The organism is Ferruginibacter sp. SUN106, assembly GCF_050611765.1.
In the GTDB taxonomy this organism is placed as follows: Bacteria; Bacteroidota; Bacteroidia; order Chitinophagales; family Chitinophagaceae; genus Ferruginibacter.
The window spans coordinates 373,601-391,987 of record NZ_JBODJC010000002.1 but is presented as its reverse complement, the minus strand read 5'-3'; the positions used below and the strand labels follow the sequence as shown (position 1 = coordinate 391,987).

Annotated in this window: 9 protein-coding genes; 4 read left to right on the top strand and 5 right to left on the bottom strand. The window is 40.0% G+C overall.

Annotation, left to right across the window (positions count from 1 at the left end; genetic code table 11):
• Nucleotides 1–61: 61 nt before the first annotated feature.
• The 4 genes from ACQ334_RS07665 to upp all read right to left on the bottom strand — a co-directional run bounded on the left by ACQ334_RS07665 (nucleotide 62) and on the right by upp (nucleotide 11,480).
• Nucleotides 62–4,624, bottom strand: coding sequence for a reprolysin-like metallopeptidase (locus ACQ334_RS07665; protein WP_430987598.1), 4,563 nt, complete (start codon nucleotides 4,622–4,624; stop codon nucleotides 62–64).
• A 526-nt stretch (nucleotides 4,625–5,150) separates the two neighbouring features.
• Nucleotides 5,151–9,497: a reprolysin-like metallopeptidase gene (locus tag ACQ334_RS07660; protein ID WP_430987597.1), complete on the bottom strand. Its 4,347-nt coding sequence runs from the start codon at nucleotides 9,495–9,497 to the stop codon at nucleotides 5,151–5,153.
• A 198-nt stretch (nucleotides 9,498–9,695) separates the two neighbouring features.
• Nucleotides 9,696–10,700 (bottom strand): PorP/SprF family type IX secretion system membrane protein, encoded by a 1,005-nt coding sequence (locus tag ACQ334_RS07655; protein ID WP_430987596.1) that lies wholly within the window; start codon nucleotides 10,698–10,700, stop codon nucleotides 9,696–9,698.
• A gap of 129 nt (nucleotides 10,701–10,829) precedes the next feature.
• Entirely contained in the window at nucleotides 10,830–11,480 is a 651-nt protein-coding gene (gene upp / locus ACQ334_RS07650; RefSeq protein WP_430987595.1) for a uracil phosphoribosyltransferase, read from the bottom strand.
• A 174-nt stretch (nucleotides 11,481–11,654) separates the two neighbouring features.
• Here upp and ACQ334_RS07645 point away from each other — a divergent pair, with 174 nt between their 5' ends.
• Together ACQ334_RS07645 and ACQ334_RS07640 are read left to right on the top strand one after the other, a co-directional pair.
• Entirely contained in the window at nucleotides 11,655–12,074 is a 420-nt protein-coding gene (locus tag ACQ334_RS07645) for an FxLYD domain-containing protein (protein ID WP_430987594.1), read from the top strand.
• Between the two features lie 22 nt (nucleotides 12,075–12,096).
• A complete protein-coding gene (locus ACQ334_RS07640) occupies nucleotides 12,097–12,696 on the top strand; it encodes a hypothetical protein (protein ID WP_430987593.1) in 600 nt (199 codons plus the stop codon).
• Here ACQ334_RS07640 and ade read toward each other — a convergent pair.
• Entirely contained in the window at nucleotides 12,679–14,337 is a 1,659-nt protein-coding gene (ade, locus tag ACQ334_RS07635) for an adenine deaminase (RefSeq protein WP_430987592.1), read from the bottom strand. The genes ACQ334_RS07640 and ade overlap by 18 nt on opposite strands.
• 120 nt (nucleotides 14,338–14,457) lie before the next feature.
• On the opposite strand from ade, the gene ACQ334_RS07630 reads away from it, so the two are divergent.
• The gene (locus ACQ334_RS07630; RefSeq protein ID WP_430987591.1) at nucleotides 14,458–15,159 is read left to right on the top strand and encodes a hypothetical protein; all 702 of its coding nucleotides are present in this window, start codon (nucleotides 14,458–14,460) and stop codon (nucleotides 15,157–15,159) included.
• An 87-nt stretch (nucleotides 15,160–15,246) separates the two neighbouring features.
• Nucleotides 15,247–18,360, top strand: coding sequence for a hypothetical protein (locus ACQ334_RS07625; RefSeq protein WP_430987590.1), 3,114 nt, complete (start codon nucleotides 15,247–15,249; stop codon nucleotides 18,358–18,360).
• Nucleotides 18,361–18,387: the final 27 nt, after the last annotated feature.

Below are 18,387 nucleotides of genomic sequence, written 5' to 3'. Positions count from 1 at the left end.
CTCCCTGTAAAAACTCCCGCCTTTTACCTGGCAGGAGTTTTAATAATCAGCTTCTGAAATTCTATTTCACCAGCACTTCACCGGTTTTTATTCTGTTGCCAGTAGCATCGGTTAGCACCACGTAATAAATGCCTGCACCATTTCTGCGCAAATCAATATTAAGCAACTGGTAAGCCAATGAAACCGGGAATTCCTTGTTGTATACTTTTTCGCCTTTGCTGCTGTAAATAGTAATAACCTGTTTTACAGGTAAGCCACCTGCATTATAATAGGCAATATTAAACTGCCCGTTGTTGGGATTTGGATAGATGAACAACTTGCTATTTGCTGAATCTGCAATGGTTATTGTCTGAGATTGGTTAACGCATCCGTTGGCATCTGTAACAGTTACTCTATAATCTCCAAGGCTGAATACATTAACAGCTAATGTGCTACCTGTATTATTGATCAAAGTATTATTCTTGAACCAGAAATAAGTAATGGGGGTAGCAGCACTGGTTGCAGTAGCAGTTAGTGTAGTAACCAGGCCCGGGTAAAGGTTTTTATAAGGTGCAACACTTAAAGAAATTGTGGGCAGTGGGTTTACCACTACTGTAACATTACCTGCCATTGGCTGTGTACAACCCGTAGTAGCGTTATAAGCCACAATGGTATAAATGCCCGGGATAGTTCTGTTGCCAAAACTGATGGGGCCACCTGTACCCGCAATCGGGTTGCCTGTATTTACACCATTAAGTAATAATTGATAATTGACACCTGTTTGTGATAAACCTAAACCAACAGGCACTCCGTTATTACCCACACAATAAGACCCGCCGCCAGTTACTGTAAAAGCAAAAGGAAGGGGATTAATACTCAGCACGCCAACTCCTGAATTTACCAGGCCGCAGGGAGCCAAACCATTTACAATACAACGAAACAGGTTGTTGTTTAAGTTAAAAGGTACTCCTGATAAACTTAATGTAGGCGTTGTTGCCCCGGAGTAAATGCTGCCATTTGAAACATTGATATAGGTGGTGCCCCCATTATTGCTCACCTGCCATTGATAGGTTGGTGAAGTACCTGCAGCTGTAATACTGAAGCTGGCATTACTGTTTTCGCAAACTGTTACGTTAACAGGGTTAGCACTTACCGTTATAGGTGTGTACACGGTTAATGTTGATGATGTGGTAGTTGCCGCTGGTGCACAGGTACCACTTATAATACAACGGTATTTATAAGTATTCATACCCACTGTAGCTCCGGTAATATTCAGGGTAGCTGTGGTAACAGTAGAATACACACCGCCATTTACAAGATTAGAGAAAGTGGCACCACCATTGGTACTTACCTGCCATTGATAGGTTAAGGCTGTACCGGTTGCAGTAGTAGTGAACGATGTGTTTTGAGTAGCACAAACCGTACTTCCTGTAAGAGGTTGGGTGGTAATTGCCGGAGCAGTGTTTACCGTTAATGCTGCTCCCAGTGAGTTTATGGATGGGCAGTTACCCGAAATAACACAACGGTACCGATTATTATTAGCACTGGCAGGTACAGCAGACAAGGTTAATGTTGGCGTTGTTACTCCGGAATAAATACCTCCGTTTGCAATGTCGGTATAAGATGTTCCACCATTAGTACTTTCCTGCCATTGATAAGTAACTATTCCCGTAACTCCTACGGCGAATGATGTTGTTGCACCTTCACAGATTACAGAAGCGGCAGGTTGCGAATTAACTACCAGTGTACTTCCAACTATAAGCGAAGCATTAGCGGATGTGGTAGCAGGCGAACATGAACCTGTAGCCACGCAATGGTATAAATTACCATTTTGTGCTAAAGTGGTAACAAAAGTATAAGTGGCTGCAGTGGCACCGCCTATATTAGTAAAAGTGGTACCACCATTTGTACTTACCTGCCATTGGTAGGTAACACCAGCACCTGACGCCGCCGCAGTAAAGCTTACCGAATTGCCTGCACATGCACCAGCATTGGCAGGTTGCTGTGTAAAGGCCGGAGCATTGTTAATAGTTAATATTGCAGCTGTGGAAGTAGTAGTATTACATTGACCCGTTACCAGGCAACGGTATTGATAATTATTTTGAGTTGCAAGAATACTTGGTATAGTGTAGGTGGCACCGGTAGCACCAGCTATGTTGGAAAAGCTAACGCCTCCATTGGTGCTTGACTGCCATTGATAGCTGATGCCTGCAGCTGAAGTTACGCTGAAGGTAACACTTCCGCCTATACATGCTGACTGGCCGGTTGGCTGAATATTAATTACAGGGCCTGTTCCGGGAGCAATGGTAAAAGTTATGGTTTTGCTTTGAGTTATTGTTCCTGAAATACCAGTTATCAAAACACTATAAGTTCCAAAAGGTACAAGGTTGGTGTTGTTGAGCGTAACAATTGTATTATTTCCCGGAATAACAGGGTTAACACTAAAACTAACGGTGGTGCCTGCCGGATTTCCACTTGCAGAAAGGTTTATGGGGGTTACATAACCGCTATTTGAAACAGTACCTAAAGTAATAGCTGCAGAAGTTTCTACACCGCAGGTAACAGAAGCAGTAAGTGCAGCGGTTGTAAAATCAAAGCCTAGAGGCGGAGCTGTTATAGTAAAATTGGCATCAGAAATATCAAAGAAAATATTACCAACTGCTTCTACTTTTATCCTGGCTGTTGTGGTAATTGTTCCTGCAGGAATTACTATGGATTCAGTGCCATCATTAGGCGTGCTTGCTGCCAGTACATAAGGGAATGTATTACCCCCATCGGTAGATAAAGAGATTTTTACGTTGGCACAATTTACTGATCCGCCGGTAGAACCGTTAACAGACCAGGTTACAGTTTGAGCTGTGGTTTCAGCCCATGAAACGTTGGTATTAGGAATGGTTACTCCAAAAGGCCCTGTAGTGCCATCAACGGTTACTGTCATATCTGTAAAAGCAGTCTGGCCAACCGCAACAGGAACAGTTGAACTAAATGGATGATTATCCCTTACTGTTAACCTGAAATTTAATGTTCTAGACACGGAACTTAAAGCTTCTATATTGGTACCAGGATCACCACCTGGTAATACAGGTGTAATAAATAAACCTGCCAGGATGGTGGATAATTTAGGACACAATCTTGTTGACGATACAGCAGGACTAAATGATAACCAGTTAGCCCCAACCAGTTTACCTGGAAATGCCACACTATTAATCCCTGTTACAGTACTGTTTGCCTGGTCATTCTGTTCCCAGCAATAAGTCAGCGGATCATTATTAGCATCTGTTGCTGAACCCGTGAGTGCAAATGGAGTGCTTTTTGGAATAGTAAAATTGGCAACTGCAGCAACAACAGGTGTTGCGTTATTAGCAGTAATATTAGTGGTTACCGGGCAGGTTTTAATAGCCAGGTTATTTTGAATTTGCTGAATAGAACGTTCATGAAAAATATCAATAGAGTGAGGAGCCACATCCTGGGAAGTGATACCGGCATAACCCATTATCGTGATACCAGAACCAACTTCCACATTATTTAAACCACCAGATTCAATGGACATAGAGAAGGTATGATTGCCTCCCAACTGATGACCTACTTCATGTGCTACATAATCAATATCAAAATTATCTCCCATTGGAATATTATCTGCCGGAGAAGTAAAACCGCTTCCTTTAGAACCATTTACACAAACACAACCAATACAACCTGCGTTTCCTCCGCCACCGGATGCGCCGAACAAATGGCCGATGTCATAATTCGCTTCTCCAATAACTGAGGTTAAAGTAGATTGCAATTCACCATTCCAGGCACCACCAGCTCCAACTGCACCGGGAGAATAGGGGTCGGTTGCCGGATTATAATAAATAACATCAGTAGTATTTGCAATAAGGTTAAGGTGCAAAGCAAGATCTTTTTCATAGCAACCATTACAGCGGCTAAGGGTGGCGTTAATAGCAGCTAAAACCAATGCCACATCCGCAGAACTGAATGCGCCAAAATAATTAGAATATTCTGCTGTAACGGATTGGGCTAAACGCATTGTTTTTAATTCACCGGCCGAACTGCCCACTATATTTGAACCACCGATTTGTTTGTTGATGCCGGCAGCTACTTGTTTGTCATCAGTAGAACAGGTCCATGGCAATTGCCCTGGTTTTCTTTGTGATTTGTATACTGCATATATGGTATGGTCTTTAGAATAAGGCTCAATAAACTCATTCTCTTTTTCTGTTCTGAAAACCATTGTTTGAATACCCTGAGGAGAAATACTCAATTTTAAAGTAGCATATTTATCAGTGATTCCTCTGCCCGAAAAAGCCCTGATCTCAGGAAACCTGGCTTGCAAAGCCGGCTCAAAATTAGATGCTTCAAATACTTCAAATTGCTCCAGCTTCCCATCTGCATCTGGCAAAGAAATAATGGCAGAGTGCTTTGCACTTTTATTGTCAATAATAGAAAATAACTGCTGTTTAAAAGGTTCGAAATTTATTGTAAATAAACTCAGATCTTTAGGAAAAGATAGCCTTGCAACAGCTTTGTCAGTTGCGATGCTGCTGCGGCTTGCATTGTTAGCAGACCAGAATTGATCTGTTTGGGAAAACCCTAAAGTTGTAATTAAAGCAAAAAACAGGGTGAGCAGTAAAGCTTTTCTCATATTGTTAGTTTAGTTTTATTAAGTTTGTTTTATTCAATAATTGCTTGCAATATCACTCTTCATCAAATAACTTCATCTGATATAATACTTCCTGAGAAGTACATTTCAATTTTTCATTGGCAAAACAAGGGGGTTAATTTGGGGGATAGTGAATTTGTTGTCAAAAAAAAAGAGTGAATCCTGCAACTAAGCCAATCCCAAAATAATTTTTTTAAAACCGATTATGGTTACCAGTAAATGGATTCACTGATTGGTATTTTTTTTGTTTTCAACAGTTGCTGTTCAATACTAAAAATACATGTCAGTTACTATTGTTTCACGATGAAATTAGCAAATTTTAAAGTACGGATGAAATTTTGTTTTTACTGCATTTTACCGTGCCTGATGTAACTAAGTTTTTACTGTTTTTTTGTATGAGTAATCCTTTAATGCTATGGCTTAAACAAACAATAATAATTACATATACCATAAAAAAAACTCCTGCCGTAATTACGACAGGAGTTTTTTTATTATGATTTTCAAACAATTAGCGAACCAGCACTTCGCCTGTTTTGATCTTATTTCCATTAGCTTCTCTCAATACAATATAATAAACCCCGGCACCATTGCGGCGAAGGTCTATCTGGTGTAATTGATAAGGCTGAGAAACAGCATATTCATTATTCAATACCCTGCGTCCAAAAGCATCATAAATAGTGATGCTTTGTTTAGTGGTATTGGTTAGTGAAGCACCGGCAGTAAAATACGAAACGGTGAACCTGCCATCATTAGGGCTAGGGAAAACAAACAGTTTGGTACTTGGGGCAGCAGTAATTTCTGTAAGGCCAGAAGTACAGCTACCTGTAGCACTGGTAACCACAACGCCATATTTACCTAGTCCGTTCACACTGGCAGTAAGTGTATTTCCAGTTGCGGCAGGTAATAAAGTGCCATTCAGGTACCATGCAAAACTTAAGCCTGGTGCTGGTGTTACATTTACTGTCAAAGTGGTTTGTTGTCCTGCTAATAACGCAGTTAAAGGTGCTGCTGTTATTACCGGTTGAGGGGTAACATTTAGTACAGCACTGTTTGAGTTTACGGCTCCGCAAGGTGCGGTACCGGTAACAACATTTCTATACCTGTAGCTGTTCATACCTGCAGTAATGCCTGTTAAGGTTAATGAAGTGGTAGTTGCACCACTGTAAATACCACCATTAGTAATATTTGTCCAGGTGGTACCGCCGTTGGTACTTTCCTGCCATTGATACGTTGGGCCAGTGCCGGTTACCGCTGTAACAAATGTAGTAGCTCCTGTTGCGCAAACATTTGTAGTTGCAGCAGGCTGAGTAGTAAAGTTAACGGGAACATTAACGGTTAATGCAGAAGTGGTGGTGTTTATTGATGGAGTACAAGTGCCGCTGATTACACAACGGTACTGGTAACTATTCATTGCAGCTGTTGCAGCAGTAATAGTTAAAGAAGCAGTTGTTGCACCACTGTACACACCGCCATTGGTAATATTATTCCATGGGCCGCCGGCACCAGCTGTGCTTAACTGCCATTGGTAAGTTAATGCAGTTCCGTTTGCAGTAACGGTATAAGTTGTATTTGATCCTTCGCAAAGTGTAGTAGCTGCAACAGGCTGTGCACTAATTGCAGGAGCAGTATTAACAGTTAATACTGCATTAGCAGAATTTAATGCACCACAGGAAGTAGCACCTGATACAATGCAACGGTATTGGTAAGTACTCATACCGGCTGTAACAGCAGTCAATGTAAGGTTAGCCGTAGTTGCTCCTGAATACACACCACCATTGGTGATATTAGTAAAAGAAGTACCACCATTGGTGCTTTCCTGCCATTGGTAGGTAGGTGTGGTACCGGTAGCAACTACACTAAATGTAGTGGCAGAACCAGCACAAATAACAGCACTAAGTGGTTGTGTAGAGATAGCCACCGGAGTATTAACGACTAATGGTGTACATGCCGAAGTAGAAACAGATGGAGCACAAGTACCACTAACAATACATTTGTAACCAGCATTGTTTAAACCTGTAGTAGCACCTGTAATTACGAGTGTTGGTGAGTTAACACCGGAATAAGGAGCAGCGTTAATTAGATTAGTCATTGTAGTACATCCGTTAGTACCTATCTGCCATTGATAGGTTAGACCGGTACCCGTAGCGGCTACTGTGAAAGAAGTGTTTTGTGTAGCGCAAATTGTACTTCCTACTGGTTGTGAAGTAATTGCCGGAGGCGTATTCACTGTTAATGTAGCAGCAGCAGAATTGGTAGTATTACACTGACCTGTAACTACGCAACGGTATTGATAAGTATTCTGGGTTGCGGTAATACCAGTTAAAGTTAAATTAACTGTTGTGGCACCACTGTAGATGCCTGCATTATTAATTGGATTCCAGGTAACGCCACCGTTAGTACTTTCCTGCCATTGGTAAGATAAGGCAGTAGAAGTAGCTACGGTAAATGTAACATTGGAACCTGAACACAATACCTGTGATAAAGGTTCTGTAGTGATTGTTGGTCCGGCTCCAGGTTGTACAACATAAGAAATGATTTTGCTCTGTGTTAAAGCTCCCGATATACCGGTTACGGTTATATTGTAAGTTCCTGCACTCAGTGTATTAGTATTAGTAAGTGTAACATCGGTACTGTTACCGGGAACAACAGGGTTGGTACTAAATGTAACCGTTGTACCTGCAGGGTTTCCACTGGCAGAAAGGTTGATTGGAGTAACATAACCACCGTTGGAAATAGTGCCTAAAGTTGCAGTAGCAGAAGTTTGTGCATTACAGTTGATAGTTGCGGTAAGTGAAGCTGATGTAAAATCAAAACCTACAGGTGGGGCTGTAATAGAGAAGTTAGCATCACATATATCAAAGAAGATATTACCTATTGCTTCTATTTTTATCCTTGCAGTAGTAGTGATTGAACTTGGGATAGTAATATTTTCTGTACCATCATTAGCTGTACTTGCTGCCAGAACGGTTGGGAATGTTTGCCCGCCATCGGTAGATAAAGATATTTTTACGTTAGCGCAACTAACCGGCGCAGCAGTAGTATTATTTACATCCCAGGTAATGGTTTGGGTAGTACCGGCCGGCCAGGATACTGCAGTATTAGGTGCCGTTACTCTGAATGGGCCAGAGGTGTTGGTAACAGTTACAGTCATGTCAGAAAAAGCAGTCTGGCCTACTTTTACAGTAGGAACATAAGGAGAATTATCTCTGACGGTTAACCTGAAATTCAGGGTCCTGGCTACTGAACTCAAAGCTTCTATATTGGCGATGGCATCACCACCTGGCAGTACTGGTGTAATAAATAAACCAGAAAGAATGGTTGATAGTTTTGGACACAATCTTGTTGGTGATGTACTGGGGCTAAATGATAGCCAGTTAGGGCCAACCAGTTTAGCTGGAAATGCCACACTGTTATTTCCGGTTACGGTACTGTTTGCCTGGTCATTCTGTTCCCAGCAATATGTCAATGGATCGTTATTGGCATCTGTTGCAGAACCGGTTAATGCAAAGGGCGTACTGATAGGAATAGTATAATTTGTAAGGGCTGCAACAACCGGTGTTGCATTGTTGGCAGTGATATTAGTCGTGATCGGACAGGTTTTAATAGCCAGGTTATTCTGGATCTGTTGAATAGAACGTTCATGATAAATATCAATAGAGTGAGGTGCCACATCCTGGGAAGTGATACCGGCATAACCCATGATAGTGATACCAGAGCCGACTTCCACATTGTTTAACCCGCCAGATTCGATAGACATAGAGAAAGTATGGTTACCACCTAACTGATGGCCTACTTCATGTACAACATAATCAATGTCAAAATTATCTCCCATTGGAATACCGTCGGCGGGTGAAGTAAAGCCACTACCTTTTTGACCGTTTACACAAACACAACCAATACAACCGGCATTTCCGCCGCCGCCAGAAGCTCCAAACAAGTGGCCGATATCGTAATTTGCTTCGCCGATAACAGAAGTTAAAGTAGCTTGTAATTGTCCATTCCAGGCACCACCGGCTCCGCTGGCTGCAGGAGAATAAGGATCGGTGTTGGGATTATAATAAATAACATCAGTAGTGTTAGCTATGAGGTTAAGGTGTAAGGCCAGGTCTTTTTCGTAACAACCATTACAGCGGGTAAGGGTAGCATTAATAGCTGCCAATACCAATGCCACATCAGCAGAACTGAATGCGCCAAAATAGTTAGAATACTCTGCTGTAACAGATTGTGCTAAACGTATAGTTCTTAATTCGCCTGCAGAACTACCTACTATATTTGACCCTGTAATTTGATTTTTCAGGCTTGTGGCAGTTTGCTGGTCATCGGTAGAGCAGGTCCAGGGCAGCAGGCCAGGCTGACGCTGAGATTTATATACAGCATATATGGTATGATTTAAAGAATAAGGTTCAATAAATTCATTCTCCTTTTCTGTTCTGAAAACCATTGTTTGTATGCCTTGCGGAGAGATGCTTAATTTTAAAGTAGCATATTTATCGGTAAGGCCTTTGCCGGAATAAGCCCTGATCTCCGGGAATTTTGCTTGTAAAGCAGGCTCAAAGTTAGAGGCTTCAAATACTTCAAACTGCTCTAGTTTACCATCGGCATTGGGTAATGAAATAACCGTTGAAGAATGCCTGGAAGCCTGGTTGCCAACAATAGAAAATAATTGCTGCCTTAACGGCTCGATGTTTACATTAAATAAATTGAATGTTTTTGGAAAGGATAGCCTGGAAACAGCTTTGTCAGTGGTGATGCTGCTGCGGCTTTCATTGTTAACAGACCAGAATTGGTCGGTTTGCGCAAATCCCCAGGTGCAAACCATTGCCAACAATAGCGTTAGTAGTAAAGCTTTTTTCATGATAAGAGTTTAGTTTAAATTTAAAGTTTTTGCATTTTTTTAATAGAAATGCAGCTATAGTATTTCAACGTAATTGAGTACGTACGGGTAACGGGGGCTTGAAACTGAAATAGTGCTACCTGGAATAAAGGTAACAAAACCGGTTTCAAAATACTTTTGCTATGAGGGTTTCTTAATCAGCAAAAAAGTGTTTGCCAATTAAAATTTAGGACAAGGGATACCTTTGTTTTCGGCGGGTTGTTTGATGTAGATCAATGAGATCTCTGAACCGCCACGGGTACTGGTCGCAGCTTTTAAGCTGGAAATATTTAAATCATAACTTGCTCCAATTCTAAGCCCTCCAAATTCCAAACCAACATAAGGAACAACGGCGTCATTAAAACGGATCCAGCTGCCAAGGTAAACGCTGGTGGGTTTTTCCTCATCCTGGTTTAAGTTAGCAGCAATAGCAGCGCCTAATGTAGTTTCGCTGGCTTTATTTTGAATCTGGTGAATTACCGAAGTGTGTAATGTTAACTGATCAGACACGGGGAATGAACCACCTGCATGCACAGTGATACGGCCACTTAAAAACCAGTTTTTATCTTTAAAACTTACCTGGGGCCTGTTGATATGATACATAGAAACACCAGCATAATAGTTGTTGATACCATTACTTGAACCGGAGTATAACACACCCGCATTCACATCAAAATAACTTTGATTGCTGCCATTGGTTAATACTTCCCTTTTAGATTCATCAGTAAAACCATTTTGCGTAAGCATGGTTTCAAAAGTTAGCTTGGTAACGTCCAGGCTTAAACTGGAATAAGTGCCCTGAAAACCGGCACCAATAGTGCTGTAACCGTTTTCGTCTAAAGATTTATGATAGCTCATAGATACTGAGCCATAATTCAATTTTAAAATATTATTGGCACTGGCATCAGAGAGGCCGGAAATACCCACACCGAAAACATCGTTTTCTGCAATTTTGTTTTTTAAGATGGGAAAATCAAGTGAAGCACTTGAAGTAACATACGCTTTAGGAATAGAAGGCCACTGATCCCTGTGATTAGCTGCCAGGCGCCACAAACCGTTAAACTTACCTGTAAAAGCAGGATTTAATGTAAGCGGAGATGCAAAAAACTGCGAAAAATGCGGATCCTGCGCATTCACAATAACAGAAAATAACAGGGCAGCGGTAAAAAGGATTGATTTTCTCATTTTAGTTAACTATTCAGAAAATTAAAGATAAGGATTTACTGCAAAAAGCTGCACCAAAAATGATGAAAGTTGAAACAGTAAATTGGAAAATCACGCAATCAGCTGACTGCTAAGCTGTAAACCTTTGCCTTAGCTTTGTAATTTTGCACCAAAAGCCAGGTCACCGGCATCTCCCAGGCCGGGAACAATGTATCCTTTAGCCGTGATCTCGTCATCAATATCGCCGCACCAGATAATAGCCTTAGGTTCAGCTCTTTTTACGTACTCAATGCCTACCGTGCAGGCAATGGCGCAAACGATATGTAATTCTTTGATATTACCTTCTTCTTTTAAAAATTGAATGGATTTTACCAGCGAAGCACCTGTTGCAATCATAGGATCACTGATGATCACCACACGATCCTCAATATCAGGACAGCTCATGTATTCCAGCCTTATTTCAAAACTGCCATCGGGCTGGTGCTTGCGGTAAGCACTGATAAATGCATTATCCCCTTTATCAAAATAATTTAATAAGCCATTGTGCATGGCTAAACCGGCACGTAAAATGGTAGCTAAAACAGGTTGCTTGCTCAGTACTTTGCTGGTAGAAGTGCCCAGCGGGGTAGTAATTTCTTTTTCTTCCCAATCCAGTTTTTTGCTGATCTCATAGCCTATCACTTCGGCAATACGTTCCAGGTTTCTTCTAAAGCGCATACGGTCCTGCTGTACCTCCACATTACGTAATTCACTTACCCAGTTGCTAATTAAAGAATGCTGTTCGCTTAAGTTGATGACCATGATGTTAGTTTGGGCTTTGAGGTGATGTTGTTGCAAACAAAACTAAAATAAAAAATTTCCTTTCAGGGATTTTTTTTTGTTTCATGGTCAGACGGGACGTCAGACCATGGAACAAAAATCTTTTAACAAAGCATTTCAGAAAAATGTATTTTTATTGTAATCAAATTAAATCAAATGAAAAGTATACCGGCATTGGTATTTATTGCAGCAATAACCATAACAGCCTGCAGCAGCAGCGATAAAAAAGACGATACCAAAAAAGACAAATACGAACAAACCAAAGAAAACCTGGAAGAAACTGAAAAGAAAAACCCTACCCGTTTTTTAACTGTTACCGGCCACGATAAACGCAACCTGCTTGGCCAGACTGTTGTAAAAGGCACTTTAAGTAATACAGGGAAAGTAGCTACTTTTAAAGATGTGGAAATACGGTTGTCTTTTTATAGTAAAACAGGAACTTTATTAGAAGAAGACCCGGAAACTGTTTTTGAAAGTATTGCACCGGGTAAATCCACCGATTTTAAAACCAAATATTTTGCACCTAAGGGAACGGATAGTGTAGCGCTTAAAGTAATGGGAGCGAAGAGTGAGTAAAAGAATTTACTATACTCCCTTTTTGTGTTTTATATCATGCAATCTATTTGCACAAATTAAAATTACCACAAGAGGGGATAGTTTGTTTTATATTGGATTAGATAATGAAGTAACCATCCAATCATCTACAATTCCTGTTCAGAAATTATCAATAAAAGTAGATGGGGGTACTGTTTACGGAAAATCCGGACAATATACTGTAGCATGTGCAACTCCAAATAAAAATACAGCTATTCAGGTTTTGTATAACAATAAAGTAATTGCTGAAAAGAAGGTAGAAATTGTAAGGGTTTCTGAGTCTGTTGTATATGTTTCGGGAGATACAGCGGTTACAGGAGGCTTCATTTCAAAGAAGCATTTGCTCACTTTTGACTCATTGATCGTAAAATTAAATGTACCGTTTTTGAAGATGAGTGTTGTTCACTTTCAATTCAAAAGAATTTCAAACGGTGTGGTGGTTGATTCTTTGTATAATCACAGTTCTTATTTTTTACCACCATTAAAGCATGCTCTTCAAAAGGCTTTGAAAGGCAATATTATCTTTTTTGAAAATGCTTATTCAACCGGGCCAGATAATAGTTCTATCATTCATGAACCAATCAAACTAACTGTTACTGATTAATTTAAATTCATCCCCATCAAACAATCCCATATCACTCAACTTTAAATGCGGTATAACCAGCAAAGCCATAAAAGATAAAGTCATAAACGGTGCAGTTAAAGTACTACCCAATTCTTCTTTTACCATTTTATCAATAGCGGTATAAGCAGTGGCCACTTTGTAGCCATCATCATTACTCATTAAACCGGCAACGGGTAATGCTAAAACCATTTCTTTGGTATTACTTACTGCACTAACACCACCCTGCGCTGCAATTACTAAATTTACTGCTTTCATCAAACTTTCATCGTCTGTACCAACGGCAACAATATTATGGCTGTCATGTGCAACTGATGAAGCAATAGCGCCTTGCTTCAAGCCAAAATTTTTAATAAATGCAATGGCGACTTTTGAATGAATATACCGGTTAACAACAACTATCTTTAATACATCAATTTCAGGATTGCTGGTCATTTCATATTCATCATCTTCCACAAGCCATTCCACATCCTGCAAATATTTATTGGTAATCAGTTGTCCATCCAATGCCTCTATTACTTCTATTTCCTGTTTAGCTGGCCGGTGTATATAAAGATCTCCTTTTATAATTGGCTCACAATCGAATTGATTAATTATTGAAGATGCAACAGTCTTGATTTTTGATACGCCGTTTGCAGCAACTAACACACCATCAATATAAGTTTGCAGCACTTTAAAATTGGCGAGGTCTTCCACTACAATAAAATCTGCCGCATCACCGGCTCTCAATAACCCCACTTTCATTTTATAATGTAACGCAGGATTGATACAAGCAGCCTGCAATACTTTAAATATATCAATACCTTTTGCAACAGCCCTTGCACACAGTTGATTGATATGCCCAGCTACCAAACTATCAGGATGTTTATCATCACTGCAAAACATCATCATCGCATAATGTTCATGCATAAGTTCAATAAGTGCTTCAAAGTTTTTTGCAGCGCTACCTTCACGAATCAAAATCTTCATGCCGTAGTTTAATTTATCCAGCGCTTCAGCTGCAGTAAAACATTCATGATCGGTACTGATACCGGCATCGATATATTTTTTAGCCAGTTCACCCATCAGTCCCGGAGCATGGCCATCAACTGGTTTGTTGTATTTTTTTGATGCCGCAATTTTTTGGAGTACTGTTTCATCTGCATGTAAAACTCCCGGAAAATTCATCATCTCACTTAAATAAAAAATATCATCGCTTTGCAAAAGCGTATCAACATCGGCCACATCTAAAACGGCACCAGCTGTTTCAAAAATGGTGGCGGGCACACAACTGGGTGCACCAAAATGAAATTTAAACGGTACTGTTTTTCCATTGGCGATCATAAACTCCACACCAGCCATGCCACAAACGTTGGCAATTTCATGCGGATCGCTGATGGTGGCAACAGTGCCATGCACCACGGCCAGCTTTGCAAATTCAGATGGCACCAGCATACTGCTTTCAATATGCACATGGCTATCTATAAAACCTGGAAGAATATAGTTGAAAGTTGATGGCTGATAGTTGATAGTGGGGAGGTTTTGGATTGAGGATATTTTTCCTTCTGCAACAGTTATTTCCCCGTAAAAAATTTTCTTTTGGAAAATATCAACAATATTGCCTTGTATTTTGTAAGAATTCATAATTATTTAATGGTTGTAGTATTTTAAAAAGATGAACGGCATAAGTTACAGGATAAATGGAACACTTAAAAAGTGTCTGACTGCAAATTTAATTATATTGCAGTTCTAAATTTTTTAATAATGAAACCGATAGTAATTTTTGGCCTTTTTATCATGGCAATTGTTTTTGCTCAGTTTGCACAGGCACAAACTGTGGATGAAGTAATTGAAAAAAATATTACCGCCATGGGAGGCAAGGATAAATTAGCAACGCTCAACAGTTACAGGATGGAAGGTGCTATGACTGTACAGGGAACTGATGTAAGTATTACCGTAACCAAACTTCATACTGTGGGCACCAGGAATGATATTTCGGTAATGGGTACAGAAAACTACCAGATCATTACACCGGCAAAGGGAATTATGTTTATGCCGGTATTCGGGCAAGCATCACCACAAGACATGCCGGAAGACCAGGTTAAAGCCTTACAAAATACTTTGGACCTCCATGGCACTTTTGTAAATTATAAAGATAAAGGCATACAAGTAGAATTGTTAGGTAAGGAAAGTACTGATGGAATAGAATGTTACAAATTAAAAGCGACATTTAAGAATGGTAATGTGACCAATTATTTTATAGATACCAAAACTGATCGTTTGTATAAATCAACCACAAAAACAATGGTTAATGGCGAAGCAGTAGAAGCTTTTACCACTTTTACCAATTATAAACAAACACCGGATGGTTACTGGTTTGCTTATACCACTACCAACTCAAGAGGGCAGACAGATTTTGATAAAATTGAAACCAATATTAAAGTAGACGAAAATATTTTTAAATAAAATATATCGCACCATATCTTAAAAAGCCCTGCTGACGAGCGGGGCTTTTAATTTGATTGTGTATCTTACCAAACTAATTTACCAAACATGAAACAACTCCTCCTGCTTGCCACAACTTTTATAGTTGTATTTTTTTCTGCAGCACAAAAAAAGCAAACTGCACCTGTAATTAACGAAGACAGTATTTTATTCAGCAAAACAAAATACCGTTTGGTTGGGCCTTTTCGTGGAGGCAGAAGCGGTGCTGTAACCGGTGATACAAAAAATAAAAATACTTTTTACTTTGGTGCAACCGGCGGTGGTGTTTGGAAAACCATTGATGGCGGCAGCAACTGGAAAAATATCAGCGATAAATATTTTGGTGGCAGCATTGGCAGTGTGGCCGTTGCACCAAGCGATAATACCATTTTGTATGTGGGCGAAGGTGAAAATACTTTAAGAGGAAATGTAAGCGAAGGTTTTGGTATGTGGCGTAGTGATGATGCCGGCAGAAGCTGGAAAAATATTGGATTAAAAGATACCAGGCATATTATTAAAATTGTAATTCATCCAAAAAATCCTGACATTGTTTGGGTGGCTGCGATAGGCCATTTGTTTGGTGCCGGAGAAGAAAGAGGTATTTTTAAAACTATTGATGGGGGCAAAACATGGAAGAAAGTATTGTATGTAAATAATCAAACCGGTTGCAGCGATTTAATTATGGAGCCAGGTAACCCTGCGGTTTTGTATGCTGGCACATGGCGCATACAACGTACACCCTACAGTTTGGAAAGTGGTGGCGATGACGGTGGCATCTGGAAGAGTATTGACGGTGGAGAAACATGGAAAAATATTTCTGCTAATAAAGGTTTACCTAAAGGATTATGGGGCATTACAGGAATAACTGTAGCACCATCTAACACCGATAAAATTTATGCCATCATTGAAAATAAAGACGGCGGTTTATTTGTAAGTACTGATGCCGGTGAAACATGGACCTTGCAAAGTAGTGATAACAACATCCGTCAACGGGCATGGTATTACAGCAAAATATTTGTAGATCCTAAAAATGAAAACACCGTTTACGCACTCAATGTAAATTTTTTAAAAAGCTCTGATGGCGGTAAAACATTTAATAAAACCATCAATACTCCACATGGAGATCATCATGACCTTTGGATAGATCCTGAAGATGGCAACCGTATGGTTATTGCTGATGATGGTGGCGCACAGGTAAGTTTTGATGGCGGTGAAAATTTCAGCACTTATGAAAATCAACCTACAGCGCAATTTTACAGGGTGAGCACTGATACGCATTTTCCTTACAGGATATTAGGTGCACAACAGGATAACAGTACGATCAGGATTTTATCGAGAAGTGATGGCGGAGAAATTACACAAAACGACTGGCAGTCAACAGCCGGTGCAGAAAGCGGTTATGTGGTGGCAGATCCTTTAAATCCTGATGTGGTTTATGGCGGTAATTATAGCGGCTACTTGTCCAGGTTAGATCATAAAACAGGAGAAAACCGTGCGGTAAGTGTTTGGCCCGATGACCCCATTGGCGGTGGTGCAGATGTAAGTAAATATCGTTTTCAATGGAATTTCCCTATTTTCTTTTCGCCACACAATCCTAAAAAATTGTATGCCGGTGGCAATATGTTATTTGCAACAGAAAATGAAGGCGCCAGCTGGACGGCATTGGGTGGAGATCTTACCACTAATGATAAAATACGGCAACGCAGCAGCGGCGGACCTATTACAAAAGATAATACCGGCGTGGAAGTGTATTGTACCATTTTTACGGCAACAGAATCTGCATTGGAAAAAGATCTGTTATGGACAGGTAGTGATGATGGCTTAATAAATGTAAGCAAAGATGGCGGGCAACATTGGGAAAATGTTACACCCAAAGAAGCCGGTCAATGGATGATGTGGAATTGCGTGGAAACAGATCCTTTTATAAAAGGCAAAGCTTATTTTGTGGGTACAAAATATAAGAGTGATGATTTTACGCCTTATATTTTTAAGACAGAAGATTATGGTAAAACATGGGTGAAGATAACCAATGGTATTGGCGGCAATCACTTTGCAAGATGTTTACGTGCCGATAAAAAAGTGAAAGGTTTGTTGTACTGCGGAACAGAATACGGCATGTACATCAGTTATGATGATGGTGCCAACTGGAAATCTTTTCAATTGAATTTGCCAATGGTACCCATCACAGATCTTACTATAAAAGAAAACGATCTGATAGTTGCAACACAAGGCAGGGCATTCTGGTCGTTGGATGATTTGAGTGTGATACAACAGAAAGCTGCAGGTATTACTAATAAAAACCTGCATGTGTTTACCGTTAATGATACTTATTTGTTTGATGGCTATCAAAACCTGAACGCAAAAAATGCAGGGATGAATCCACCCAACGGAGCAGTGATCAACTATTATGTAAAAAATAGTACTGACTCTTCTAAAATAAGTATTGAAGTTTTTGATAAGAATAAAAAGGTAATAAAAACTTTTGGCACAGCTGCAAAAGAAAAAGAAGATAAGATAGAAGTGACCAAAGGCATGAACCGGTTTGTATGGAATATGTTATATCCGCCTGCAGATAAAATTGACGGGCAAATATTATGGCATGGTACAGTGCCGGGCCCTAAAGCGGCACCGGGAATTTATTCCTTCAAAATTAAAGTAGATAAAGATTCTGCAGAAGGGAATTTTGTTCTTAAAGCTAACCCCACCTATAAATTATCACCGCAGGATTATGACGACCAGTTTAATTTTTTAATTACAGTAAGAGACAAATTCAATGACATACAGAAGGCGATAAAAAATATCCGTGATGTAAGAAAACAGATCAACGATTTTACAGATAAGCAGGGAAAGGATTTGCCCGAAGCAATAAAGCAACAGGCAGATACGATCAATAAACAAATGACTGCAGTGGAAGAGGCATTGCATCAAACCAAAGCCAAAAGCGGGCAGGATGTATTGAATTTTCCTATACGGTTAGATGATAAAATATCCGGCCTGTATGGTTTTGCCAACAGTGGTAATGCAGCACCTGCAAAACAGGTTAAAGATGCTTATGCAGAATTAGCTGCACAGGCAGATGTACAATTGAATACGCTAAAGAAAATTATGGAAGATGACCTGGTAAAATTAAATGCTTTGATAAGAGAAAAAGCATTGCCCCTTATTGGATTAAAGAAAGAGTAAAGAAAATTAAATTTATAGAATAATGCG

Bases quoted from the DNA above. Each gene is read 5' to 3' on its own strand.
- ACQ334_RS07665 (WP_430987598.1), bottom strand. From the start codon at position 4,624: ATGAGAAAAGCTTTACTGCTCACCCTGTTTTTTGCTTTAATTACAACT.
- ACQ334_RS07660 (WP_430987597.1), bottom strand. From the start codon at position 9,497: ATGAAAAAAGCTTTACTACTAACGCTATTGTTGGCAATGGTTTGCACC.
- ACQ334_RS07655 (WP_430987596.1), bottom strand. From the start codon at position 10,700: ATGAGAAAATCAATCCTTTTTACCGCTGCCCTGTTATTTTCTGTTATT.
- upp (WP_430987595.1), bottom strand. From the start codon at position 11,480: ATGGTCATCAACTTAAGCGAACAGCATTCTTTAATTAGCAACTGGGTA.
- ACQ334_RS07645 (WP_430987594.1), top strand. From the start codon at position 11,655: ATGAAAAGTATACCGGCATTGGTATTTATTGCAGCAATAACCATAACA.
- ade (WP_430987592.1), bottom strand. From the start codon at position 14,337: ATGAATTCTTACAAAATACAAGGCAATATTGTTGATATTTTCCAAAAG.
- ACQ334_RS07630 (WP_430987591.1), top strand. From the start codon at position 14,458: ATGAAACCGATAGTAATTTTTGGCCTTTTTATCATGGCAATTGTTTTT.
- ACQ334_RS07625 (WP_430987590.1), top strand. From the start codon at position 15,247: ATGAAACAACTCCTCCTGCTTGCCACAACTTTTATAGTTGTATTTTTT.